Genomic DNA, 2,419 nt, shown 5'->3' with positions numbered 1-2,419 from the left:
GAAAGGTGCCCTGCGACGTTTTCAAAGACCGCGTAGCGGGGTCGTAGAACGCCAAGGGCACGGGCGATGTGGGGCCAGATGTGCCGGTCATCGGCGATTCCCTTCCTCTTGCCGGCGGAACTGAACGGCTGGCACGGATAGCCGCCGATGTAGAGGTCGACCGGCTCGACGTCGCGCCAGTCGACGACGGTGATGTCCCCGAGGTTGGGCACCTCGGGGTGGCGGTGGGCCAGGATGCGGCTCGCGCCGGGGTCGTTGTCCGCCACCCACGCCAGCGAGCCGCCGAACACGGCCTGCACGGCCATGTCCAGGCCGCCGTAACCGGTGCACACGGAGCCGATCCGCAACCCGGTCATGCCGCCACCGGCCCCGGTCGTGTACCGGCGTTCCGTTCGGCGAGCAGGGTGTCCCGCAGCGAGCGGGCGTTGGCCGGCGAGGTGCGGATGGCGCGGCGGATGCCCTCGCCGGTCACCTTCGCGTCCGGCCAGTCCGCCGTTGCCGCGCGTGCTTCGGCGAGCAACTGTTCCGGGGTGCGCTTGGGCCGGGTCGACTTCGCCACCGCCGGAACGCGTCCCGTGGCGCGGCGCGGCCGGGCCGACTCGGCAGCTACCGGGCGCCGTTCGATCGGTACGACCGGAGTCGGAGCGATCGAGGGGAACGCCTTGACCGGAACGGTCGACTTCACGAAGCCGACGGGCACCGGCCGGGGCAGCGCCACCACGTTCGGGTTGCTCGGCGCGGGGGTCGATACGGGCAGGTCAGCCGTAGACCGTTTCATGTCGGTCTCGGTAGATTCCTCCGCATTCGCGGTCGGCTGCTCGATCGGGGCGGGGCGGTGGTGCAGAACCTTGGCGACCAGGTCGGAGCCGAAGTAGATCGACCCGACCGGCAACGACGTGGCCAGCAACACCAGCGCCCAGTTCGCGGGGTCCCAGTCGGCCAGGCGCCCCCAGTCGACCGTACGGCCGTGCAGTTCGGGAACCAGCCCGTGGACGTAGTTGAGGATCAGCGAGGCGAGCGTGTAGGTGCCCAGCACGCGCAGTGCGAACGTCCGATCCCGCCCCGCGAGCACGAGGGTGGCGACCAGGGCGAGCGCCATGAGGCCGTCGACCACGAACGGGTAGAGCGTCGCGGCCGTGGCATCAGCGCCTACCGCATTGGCGATGTCCCGCAGCGCGTTCCACGAGACGCGGAACGCCATGCCGACCACCGCGACCAGGGCGAGGATGAGCAAAGTCTTGCCGGTGCGGTTCATGTCGCACCGCCGATCCGGCGCTGCTGACGGCCGTGGAGCAGCCATCCGGCAACGTGCACCGCAGCCCCGCCCACCACCACGAACCGCCATGCCGGATCGTGCAGCATGAGCAGGCACGCAGCGGCGGCCATCATGGTCAGCGAGCCGAGCACGATCAGGGCAAACGCCCAGCCACTGGGAGAAGGGTTCGCGCTCATACCAGCGCACCCCCGACCGTGATCAGTGCCGCGAGGATGAGCAGCGCGCCACCCGCGCAGGTCAGGTCGACCGCGCGCTTGAGGCCGGTGAACTTGACCACCGCGATGCGGGACAGACCCGCGATGTCCGCACTCAGGTCCGTGGTCAGGGTGGCGCTGATCTCCTCAGCGCTGAGCGTGGCCCACAGCGGGAAGCCGTGGCGGCCACCCAGGTTGGGGCGCACCGACCGCAGCAGCAGAGCCGCCGCAGCGAGCAGCAGCGCCGTACCGAGACCACCCACCACGTAAGCGGGCAGGGAGAGGGGCGCGTCTTTGGCGACCGTCCAGGTACCGGCGAGCAGTGCGCCGACGAAGGCGAGCAGCAGGCTGGTCTTGGTGTCGGTCCGGGAGATCTCGGCCTTCACCTCAGCGTGCGCGGCCATCAGCTTGGAGTCGATGGCACTCACGCGCCCACCCCCGGCAGCACCGTGGCGGTGTTGGCGAGGGCCACGCGGGCGGCGAGGGCCTTGCGGCGAGCCCGGCGAAGGCGCCGGGCGTCCAGCTCGTTCGGCGTGCGGTCCAACGTGATGATCTGCGCGTCCAACAGCTCAACGTCCGCCAGGATGACGGGCATCTCCCGCTCGATGGCGCCCAGCTCCGCGCCCGTGGGCTCCATCCACGGCTTAAATGCGGTAACAGCGTCCTGAACAGTGACGATGTGGTCCATGGGTCGTGTTCTCCCTAGCAGGTGGCAACGGCCCCAACAGAGCCCCCGGAGTTACCGCTCCGGGGGCTCGCGCCGTTATCGGTGGAATGGCCGCGAACTCTGCGCGGCAAGGCCGCTGACAGCGGCCCGAGTGCCCCGGGCCGGATTCAATCCGGCGCCCGGGGCGGCTGGACGGGGCTGAACGTCGGGTCAGGCGGGGGTGATGTCGCGGGCGCTGACGATGTCGTCCCGTGTGATGTGGCCGCTGTCCATGGCGATACG

The 2,419-nt window shown here is 70.2% G+C and carries 5 protein-coding genes; all 5 read right to left on the bottom strand.

Annotated features, from left to right (window positions below):
- The coding region (locus tag AC07DI_RS37475; protein WP_478909445.1) for a DNA cytosine methyltransferase at nucleotides 1-356 on the bottom strand (356 nt) is incomplete at its 3' end.
- Entirely contained in the window at nucleotides 353-1,255 is a 903-nt protein-coding gene (locus tag AC07DI_RS37470; RefSeq protein WP_478909444.1) for a DUF2637 domain-containing protein, read from the bottom strand. The genes AC07DI_RS37470 and AC07DI_RS37475, both read right to left, overlap by 4 nt.
- Nucleotides 1,252-1,452: a hypothetical protein gene (locus AC07DI_RS37465; protein WP_478909443.1), complete on the bottom strand. Its 201-nt coding sequence runs from the start codon at nucleotides 1,450-1,452 to the stop codon at nucleotides 1,252-1,254. The genes AC07DI_RS37470 and AC07DI_RS37465 overlap by 4 nt, the downstream gene beginning before the upstream one ends.
- Nucleotides 1,449-1,874: a Pycsar system effector family protein gene (locus AC07DI_RS37460; RefSeq protein WP_478909446.1), complete on the bottom strand. Its 426-nt coding sequence runs from the start codon at nucleotides 1,872-1,874 to the stop codon at nucleotides 1,449-1,451. Before AC07DI_RS37460 ends, AC07DI_RS37465 begins: the two co-directional genes overlap by 4 nt.
- 20 nt (nucleotides 1,875-1,894) lie before the next feature.
- On the bottom strand, nucleotides 1,895-2,158 hold the full coding sequence (locus tag AC07DI_RS37455; RefSeq protein ID WP_478909442.1) for a DUF6284 family protein: 264 nt from the start codon (nucleotides 2,156-2,158) through the stop codon (nucleotides 1,895-1,897).
- Nucleotides 2,159-2,419 lie beyond the last annotated feature (261 nt).

Source organism: Streptomyces sp. NPDC044106 (genome assembly GCF_056433985.1).
The sequence above is the reverse complement of the archived record's forward strand: the minus strand, read 5'-3'. Positions and strand labels throughout refer to the sequence as shown.